Annotated in this window: 3 protein-coding genes; 2 read left to right on the top strand and 1 reads right to left on the bottom strand. The window is 63.9% G+C overall.

The genetic code is table 11. The annotated features are described in order from the left end of the window. Positions 1-1,401, top strand: a 1,401-nt coding sequence (gene selD, locus H0W47_RS17715) for a selenide, water dikinase SelD (RefSeq protein WP_296926795.1), incomplete at its 5' end; no start/stop codon positions are given. After that, positions 1,395-2,216: an HAD-IIB family hydrolase gene (locus H0W47_RS17710; protein ID WP_296926793.1), complete on the top strand. Its 822-nt coding sequence runs from the start codon at positions 1,395-1,397 to the stop codon at positions 2,214-2,216. The genes selD and H0W47_RS17710, both read left to right, overlap by 7 nt. Positions 2,217-2,290: 74 nt before the next feature. Here the strand turns inward: H0W47_RS17710 and uvrA are convergent, their stop codons facing one another. Next, entirely contained in the window at positions 2,291-8,173 is a 5,883-nt protein-coding gene (gene uvrA / locus H0W47_RS17705) for an excinuclease ABC subunit UvrA (protein ID WP_296926791.1), read from the bottom strand. Positions 8,174-8,498 lie beyond the last annotated feature (325 nt).

Raw genomic sequence — 8,498 nt, 5'->3', positions numbered from 1 at the left:
GCCGGGGACATAGCCGCCTTCAGCAGCCGCCCCCTGCCCAAGGCCGGTGTGTTTGCGGTGCGCCAGGGCAAGCCGCTGGCTGCCAACCTGCGCCGGGCGGTGCTGGGCGAGCCGCTGGTCAGCTACAGGCCGCAACGCAACTGGCTGGCGCTGATCAGCACCGGCGACCGTTTTGCCGTCGCTTCACGCGGTGCGCTGAGCTGGCAGGGCGAGTGGGTCTGGCGCTGGAAGGACTGGATTGACCGCCGCTTCATGGACAAATTCCAGACCTTCCCGGTGATGGATGAAAGCACCATGAGCAAGGCCGCCCCATCGCGCGTCAAGCTGGACCAGGAAGAAGCGGCACAGGCCATTTCTGCGATTGCCATGCGTTGCGGCGGCTGCGGCGCCAAGGTCGGTGCCACCGTGTTGTCGCGCGCACTCGGCGCGCTGCAACCGATTGAACGCAGTGACGTGCTGATTGGCCTGCACGCGCCCGATGACGCAGCGGTGGTGCGGGTGCCGCCGGGCAAGGCCATGGTGCACTCGGTTGACTTTTTCCGTGCCTTCATCGACGACCCCTACCTGTTTGGCAAGGTCGCGGCCAACCATGCTCTCGGCGATATTTTTGCCATGGGTGGCGAGGCCCAGTCGGCCACCGCCGTGGCCACCGTGCCGGCAGGGCTGGAGGCCAAGGTCGAGGACCTGTTGTTCCAGATGATGACCGGCGCCGTCGAGGTGCTCAACGATGCCGGTTGTGCGCTGGTGGGTGGCCACACCGGCGAGGGCAAGGAGCTGGCGCTGGGTTTTGCAATCAACGGCCTGGTCGATGAGGACCTGCACACGGTGCTGAAAAAAGGCGGCATGCGGCCCGGCGACGTGTTGCTGCTGACCAAACCGATTGGCACCGGCACATTGTTTGCGGCCCATGCGCGGCTGAAAACCCGGGGCCGCTGGATTGATGCAGCGCTGGCCTCGATGATCCAGTCGAACCGGCTGGGCGCCCAGTGCCTGCAAGCCCACGGCGCCACCGCCTGCACCGACCTGACGGGCTTCGGCCTGCTGGGTCATCTGGTCGAGATGACGCGGCCCTCAGGCGTGGATGCGGAGTTGCACTTGAGCGCGCTGCCCTTGCTGGACGGCGCGCTGGAAACCAGCGCGGCGGGCATCTTGAGCTCGCTGCAGCCCGCCAATGTGCGTTTGCGCCGCGCTCTGCGCAACCAGGCCGAAGCGATCAAACACCCGGCCTACCCGCTGATTTTTGACCCGCAAACCGCCGGTGGCCTGCTCGCCAGCGTGCCCGCCGACCGTGCCGAGGCCTGCATCGCCGCGCTGCGCCAACTCGGCTACGGCAAAACTGTTGCAATAGGCCGCATCCTGCCGCAAGCTGATGCGCTGGAACCCATCGTGCTCACATGCTGAACCTCAATACTTGGCCGCTGACCGACCGCCAGCACATCACCGGTGTCTTCACCGACATCGACGACACCCTGACCACCGATGGCGCCATCACGGCCGATGCCTTGCAGGCACTGGAACAGCTCAAGGCGGCGGGCCTGCAGGTGATCCCCATCACCGGCCGGCCGGTCGGCTGGAGCGAACCTTTTGCGCTGGTCTGGCCGGTGGATGCCATCGTTGCCGAAAACGGCGCCGTGGCACTGATTTCAAGCCAAATCGGGCTCCAGCCCCCGTCCAGCGGGCGTGAGCAGCTATCAAAACGATATCAACAGGATGAGGCTACGCGCCGCGCCAACTACACCCGCATGCATCAGGTGGCAAGCCGGGTTGTGCGTGAAGTGTCCGGCGCCGTGTTGTCCGAAGACAGCCCCGGCCGCGAGACCGACATCGCCATCGACCACAGCGAGTTTGTGCACCTGCCGCCCGCCGCCATTGCGCAGGCGGTGCAAATCATGCAGGACGAAGGCATGAACGCCACCGTGAGTTCCATCCACATCAATGGCTGGTTTGGCGCGCACAACAAGCTCGAAGGTGCGCGCTGGATTGTGCGTGAGCTGTTTGGCCGCGACCTCGACTCTGAAATGGAGAGCTGGGTCTATGTCGGTGACTCAACCAACGACCAGCTGATGTTTGAAGCCTTCCCAAACTCTGTAGGTGTAGCCAATATCCGCCGATTTGAAGCAGAGCTGAGCCACAAGCCGCGTTACATCACCGAGGGAGAACGCGGCGCGGGTTTTGCCGAGGTGGCTATGGCGCTGCTGAAAGCGCGCGCCCCCTGATTCCGGCCGAAGTTACAGGCAAAAACAGGCTCCCGCCCTTATTTGACAAGCGCAAACGGCTATCTATTTCATAGCTAAACAGCTGTCCGGGCCAGCACGCTTTTGAGCGCCTTGCCGGTGTGCGTCCCGAGTTTCACCACCGCTTCCGGCGCCGCCGAGGCCACCACCTGGCCGCCGGCGTTGCCGCCGTCCGGCCCAAGGTCAATCACCCAGTCGGCTTCGGCAATCACGTCAAGATCGTGCTCGATCACCACCACGCTGTGGCCGCCGTTGACCAGGCGGTGCAGCACGTGGATCAGCTTTTCCACGTCGGCCATGTGCAGACCCACGGTCGGCTCGTCCAGCACGTACAGGGTGTGCGGCGCCTTCTGGCCGCGCCGCGTGATGTCGTCGCGCACTTTGGACAGCTCGGTCACCAGCTTGATGCGCTGTGCCTCGCCGCCCGACAGCGTCGGTGAGGGTTGGCCCAGGGTCAGGTAACCAAGGCCCACGTCTTTCAGCAATTGCAGCGGATGCGCAATGTTGGGCATGGAGGCGAAAAAATCGACCGCTTCATCGACTTCCATGGTCAGCACATCACCGATGTTCTTGCCGCGCCAGGTCACCGCCAGGGTCTCCGGGTTGAAGCGCGCGCCGTGGCAGGTTTCGCACAACACCTTCACATCGGGCAGAAAGCTCATGCCGATGGTGCGCACGCCCGCGCCTTCACAGGTCGGGCAGCGGCCTTCGCCGGTGTTGAAGCTGAAGCGTCCCGGGCCGTAACCGCGCGCCTTGGCTTCCAGCGTGTCGGCAAACAGCTTGCGAATGGTGTCCCAGAAACCGATGTAGGTGGCCGGGCAGGAACGCGGCGTCTTGCCGATGGGCGTCTGGTCCACCTCGAGCACACGGTCTACCGCCGCATAGCCCTCGATGGCTTCGCAGCCGGTCCACGCCGGCGTCTCGCCCTTGTCGTCGGCATCGCGGCCAGCCTTGGTGCTGCGCAACATCACGCCGGCATGCACATTGGTCAGCAACACATCGCGCGCCAGCGTGGACTTGCCCGAGCCTGAGACACCCGTGACCGCGACCAGCCGGTACAGCGGCACGCTGACCGATACCTTTTTGAGGTTGTGCAGATCGGCGTTCACCACCTTGAGCCAGGAGGTGAAAGGCCCGGCCGCGACCGGCGCCGCGTTGTGCAAGGCGCTTGCGCTGGCGGCCGCCGCTTTCAGGGCTGCGGCTTTCAACAAAGCCGCTTTCTGTTTGCTGACCGGCTTGGCCTGCACGTCGCTGATCGCCTGCGCGCCGACAGGCGCCGCGCCGGTTTGCGTCTCGCGCCGCAACTGCAACGGATGGATCAGCGGATGCGCCAGGTAACGCCCGGTCAGCGAATCGGGCAAGGTGGCCAGGTGCGCCGCCGTGCCCTGACCCACCAGTTGCCCGCCGCGTTTGCCGGCGCCGGGGCCGATGTCGATGATGTTGTCGGCGCGGCGTATCGTGTCCTCGTCGTGTTCGACCACCACCAGGGTGTTGCCGCGCTCGCTGAGCTTGCCCAGGGCGCGCAGCAGGATCTGATTGTCGCGCGGATGCAGGCCGATGGTCGGCTCGTCCAGCACGTAACACACGCCCTGCAGGTTGGAGCCGAGCTGCGCAGCGAGCCGGATGCGCTGCGCCTCGCCGCCCGACAGGGTGGGCGCACCACGGTCCAGCGTCAAATAGCCGAGGCCCACGTCTTCAAGAAACTCAAGGCGGCTTTTGATCTCGGGGATCAAATCGCGGGCGATACCAGCTTCACGCCCCGACAGCGACAGCTTCTCCACCCAGGCGCGCACGTCGGTGACGGACAGCGCCGCGATGTCGGCAATACCAACCCCGGCGAACTTCACCGCCCGCGCTTGAGCGTTCAGACGCGTGCCCTGGCAACCGGGGCATGTGGTGTCTGTCACGCCTTCGGCTTCCGGCTCGACAAAACTCTGCTCGCGGCCCTTGTTGTCGTCGTCACGCACCGAATCGTCAAACACCTTGCGTTGTTCTTTGGTCAGTTTCACACCGGTTCCGACGCAGTCAGGGCACCAGCCATGTTTGCTGTTGTAGCTGAACAAGCGCGGGTCAAGCTCCGGGTAGGACGTGGAACACACCGGGCAGGCGCGCGTCGTCGACGACGCCTGCAACTTGCCGATGCCTTTGGTCGGCGTGCCGGCCATCATCGCGCCGCGCAGACCATCCAGCGGCGCCAACACATGCACCACACCCTTGCCGTGCTGCAGCGCCGTCGCCAGTGCCTCGCGCAGGGCCGCTTCGTTGTCAGGCGTCACATGGACGTCGGCGACCGGCAGCTCGACCGTGTGTTCCTTGAAGCGGTCGATGCGCGGGAAGTTGGTGGTTGGCAAAAACTCGCCGTCGATGCGCAAATGGGTATAACCGCGCGGACGCGCCCAGTCAGCGAGTTCGGTGTAAACGCCCTTGCGGTTGATTACCAGCGGCGCCAGCAAGCCGATGTGGTGACCGCGGTGCGCCTTGAGCAATTGCGCGGCAATACTTTCCGGGCTTTGCGGCATGACCGCCGCGCCGTCTTTGGTGCAGTGCTGAATGCCGAGCTTGACGTAGAGCAGGCGCAGGAAGTGCCAGACCTCGGTGGTGGTGCCGACGGTGGACTTGCGGCCGCCACGCGACAGGCGCTGCTCGATGGCGACGGTGGGCGGAATGCCGTAAACCGCGTCCACCTCGGGCCGGCCCGCCGGCTGCACGATGCTGCGCGCATAGGCATTGAGCGACTCGAGATAACGCCGTTGGCCCTCGTTGAAAAGAATGTCAAAGGCCAGCGTGGACTTGCCGGAGCCCGACACACCGGTCACCACATTGAACTTGCCGCGTGGAATGTCGACTGACAGGCTTTTGAGGTTGTGCTCTTTGGCGTTAACGATCTGGATCAGGTTGGAGAAGGCAGGTTTTGTTTTCCACACCTTGGCGCGGGCTTCTTCCACGCCATGCACCTTGCCCATGGCCTGTTCGTACTCACGCAGCGCCAGCGCGGTGTGGGAGGTCGGGTGTTCACGCACCGCCTCGGGTGTGCCCTGGGCCACCAGCAGGCCACCGGCTTCACCGCCCTCGGGACCGAGGTCGATCAACCAGTCGGCCGAGCGGATCACGTCGAGGTTGTGCTCGATGATGATCAGCGAGTGGCCCACGTCCAGCAACTTGCGCAGCGCGCGCATGAGTTTGGCGATGTCGTCGAAATGCAGGCCAGTTGTCGGCTCGTCGAACAGGAACAGCGTACCGCGGTTGATGTTTTTCAGTGCGAGCGGCTGCCGGCTGACACTGACGGTCTTCGACGCACCGGCCAGGAAGCCGGCCAGCTTGAGGCGCTGCGCCTCGCCGCCCGACAGCGTCGGCACAGGCTGGCCCAGCTTCACGTATTCCAGGCCGACATCGACGATGGGTTGCAACGCGCGTATCACCTCACGGTCCTGCGCAAACAGCCGGCTGGCTTCGCTGACGGTCAGGTCCAGCACATCGGACACATTCATCAGGCGCGGATGCACATCACCGATGGCCTTGCGTTCGATCGTGACTTCGAGAATTTCGGGGCGGTAACGTTTGCCGTCGCAGTCCGGGCAACGCAGGTAAACGTCGCTGAGAAACTGCATCTCGACGTGCTCAAAGCCCGATCCACCACAGGTCGGGCAACGGCCGTCGCCGTTGTTGAAGCTGAACTTGCTTGCGGTGTAGCTGCGCTGCCGGGCCAGCGGCGCCTGCGCAAACAGTTCGCGCACCGCATCCCAGGCGCCGACATAACTGGCCGGGTTGGAACGCGCGGTCTTGCCAATCGGCGATTGGTCCACAAACACCACGTCGGTCAGGTAGTCCGCGCCCATCAAGCGGTCATGCTGACCGGGCGTTTCCGTCGCCTTGCCGAACTGGCGCAGCAGCGCGGGTGCCAGAATGTCCTGCATCAGTGTGGACTTGCCCGAACCGCTGACCCCGGTGACACACACCAGGCGCTGCAGCGGAAATTCCACCGTCAGGTTTTTCAGGTTGTGGTCACGCGCGCCTTCAAGAATCAGGCGCGGCGTGTTGTCGGTGACCGGCCGCTTGAACCCCATGCCCACCTGCTTGCGCGAACCGAGGTAGGCGCCGGTCAGGGTGTCGGCGTGTTTGAGGTCTTCCGGCGTGCCGTCAAACACAATCTGCCCGCCCTTCTCGCCCGGACCGGGCCCCATGTCGATCATGCGGTCGGCCGCCAGCATCACCGCCGGGTCATGCTCGACCACCACCAGCGTATTGCCGGCGTCGCGCAGCCGGTGCATGGCCTGGGTGATGCGGTTCATGTCGCGCGGGTGCAGGCCGATGGAAGGTTCGTCGAGCACAAACAGAGTGTTGACCAGCGAGGTGCCCAGCGCCGTCGTGAGGTTGATGCGCTGTACCTCGCCGCCGGACAGCGTGCGGCTTTGCCGGTCCAGCGTCAGGTAACCAATGCCGACATCGCTGAGGTAACGCAACCGGGTGTGGATTTCCTCGAACAAGGACTTGAGCGCCTTGAACTCGGCATCGGGCACGCTGCCGTCCTGCAGCGCAGCCGGGGCCAGACCATTGAAAAATTCACGCAAGCGGTCAATCGGCAACTGCATCAGGTCATGCAGGCTCAGGCCCGGTAGCGCTTCGAGCTGGGCGCGGGTCCAGTCCACACCGACCGGCATGAAACGTTTGCCCGGTAGCAGGGCGGCATCGGCGTCGGCCTTCGAGCCCAAACGCCACAGCAATGCCTCCAGCTTGAGGCGCGCGCCGCCGCAGGTCTCACAGGGCGTGTAGCTGCGGTACTTGGACAGCAGCACCCGGATGTGCATCTTGTAGGCCTTGCTTTCCAGGTAGGCAAAGAAGCGTTTGATGCCGAACCAGTGCTGGTTCCACTTGCCGTTCCAGTTGGGCGAGCCGTTGATGACCCAGGCCTGCTGCTCGGGCGTGAGTTTGCACCAGGGCGTATCTCGCGGTATGCCTGCCGTTTCCGCGTGGCGCATCAAGTCGTCCTGGGCCTCTTTCCAGGCTGGGGTCTGCATGGGCTTGATCGCGCCGAAGCGCAGGGTCAGCTTGTCGTTGGGGATCACCAGGCCGTAATCGACACCGATCACCCGGCCGAAACCGCGGCAGGTTTCGCAGGCGCCCATGGCCGAGTTGAAGGAAAACAGGGAAGGGGTCGGCTCGGTGTAACGCAGGTCGCTGTCGGGGCAATGCAAGCCGGTGGAAAACCGCCACATCTCCTCGATAACACCCTCATGCGTCGGCTGCACGTACACATTGAGCCGGCCGCCACGTTTCAGCGCCATTTCAATCGCTTCCACCACACGCGACTTTTCGGCGGCATGAACACGGAAGCGGTCGGCCACCACATCCAGCAGTTTGTGCGGGCCCGCAGGCGTCGCCACATCACGCTCTGCATGCACACGCGTGAAGCCGCTAGCCGACAGCCACTGCGTGACCTCCTCGGCGCTGGTGTTGCCGGGCAATTCCACCGGAAAGGTCATGACCACTCTCGCGTCACTGCCTGCAGTCCGCGACATCAATTCGGCGTAAATCGATTCCGGCGTGTCATGCCGTACCGCCTGCGCGGTTTTTTTGTCGAACAACTGCCCCGCGCGCGCATACAAAAGTTTCAGGTGATCGTTGAGCTCTGTCATGGTGCCCACGGTGGAGCGCGAACTGCGCACCGGGTTGGTCTGGTCGATGGCAATCGCCGGCGGCACACCTTCGACCTTGTCCACCGCCGGCTTATCCATGCGGTCCAGGAACTGCCGTGCGTAGGCCGAGAAAGTCTCGACATAACGCCGCTGGCCCTCGGCAAACAAGGTGTCAAACACCAGCGAAGACTTGCCCGAGCCGCTGGGCCCGGTGACCACCGTCATTTCACCGGTGCGTATGTCCAGGTCCAGGTTCTTGAGGTTGTGCTGGCGCGCGCCGCGGATGCGGATGATTCCTTGGGACATGGATGAAGGTGCTTTCCTGAAGAGGTCAAACATTCTAGGAGCCTGTCGGACTTGGGGCGTCGATAGCGAAAATAGGCCCCTGCGAGGACAGTTTTTGCCGGATTTGCCGGCCCATAGCCCAGCTATGGGACAAAAAGACGGTGAAAAATGGACCGCTGCGGTCGATTTGCAGCCGACGATCCCCAAGTCCGACAGGCTCCTAGCCCGGATATTTCACCAGTAGTCCGATGAGCACATGATTTGGGGCGCGCAGCGGCCGATGCGTGTCGTTCGTCGAATTGTCTGGGTACTGGATGGGTTTTGGCCAATTTAGGGCGAACTGCCC

It is taken from the genome of Polaromonas sp. (genome assembly GCF_013817205.1).
GTDB lineage: Bacteria > Pseudomonadota > Gammaproteobacteria > Burkholderiales > Burkholderiaceae_C > Polaromonas.
The sequence above is the reverse complement of the archived record's forward strand: the minus strand, read 5'-3'. Positions and strand labels throughout refer to the sequence as shown.

Excerpts from the sequence above, each read along its gene's own strand:
- H0W47_RS17710 (WP_296926793.1), top strand. The coding sequence starts at position 1,395 with ATGCTGAACCTCAATACTTGGCCGCTGACCGACCGCCAGCACATCACC.
- uvrA (WP_296926791.1), bottom strand. The coding sequence starts at position 8,173 with ATGTCCCAAGGAATCATCCGCATCCGCGGCGCGCGCCAGCACAACCTC.